The sequence below is a fragment of the Paenibacillus tritici genome (assembly GCF_013204885.1).
Classification (GTDB): Bacteria; Bacillota; Bacilli; order Paenibacillales; family Paenibacillaceae; genus Paenibacillus_AQ; species Paenibacillus_AQ tritici.
Genome location: NZ_JABMKX010000047.1, coordinates 1 through 556, shown reverse-complemented (window position 1 = coordinate 556; position 556 = coordinate 1). Strand labels below are relative to the sequence as shown.

General features: G+C 50.2%; 1 protein-coding gene. It reads right to left on the bottom strand.

Features of this window, described 5'->3' with window-relative positions:
* A partial coding sequence (locus HQN87_RS31980) for an IS110 family transposase (RefSeq protein ID WP_173141383.1) occupies positions 1 to 289 on the bottom strand: 289 nt, incomplete at its 3' end.
* Positions 290 to 556: the final 267 nt, after the last annotated feature.

Below are 556 nucleotides of genomic sequence, written 5' to 3'. Positions count from 1 at the left end.
TTCGACCCGGCATATTCTTTACCCGCTGGGCGTTGGCCAAGACAAGATCACAACTGCCCTCTAAGATGTTCCATACCGGTTTCCAAAACACGCCGGTACTCTCCATCACCACTTCCCGGCAGCCGTGTTCACTCAGCCAATCTTGCAGGCCTAACAATTCTCGGGTTGTCGTCCCAAAGGTTTTCATGTGACATTGCGGTTTCTGTTCGATCGGTCCTTTTAACACGCAGGCCACAACGGTTTCCTGGTGCACGTCCAGACCGGCGCAACACATACGTACAGCATCCATTCCAATCATCCTCCATCGTCAGCTTACAAATCATGCGCTCGAGTGAGTGTAATTTAATACACGTACTTTTTGGGGGGTTACAATAGGCGATGCTCGAAAAGCGCAATAGAACGGTTTTTCGCACGGGGTGTATCCCAGTAACCGCGTCCGCCCTTTGATTTGTATATGTAGTGTTGACGACTACAGCATCTTTTAGAATGGATGCGACGGATGCCACCCACTTATTTTCATTCCTGGGGGTGACAAGGCCTCTGTCTTGTCATGCCT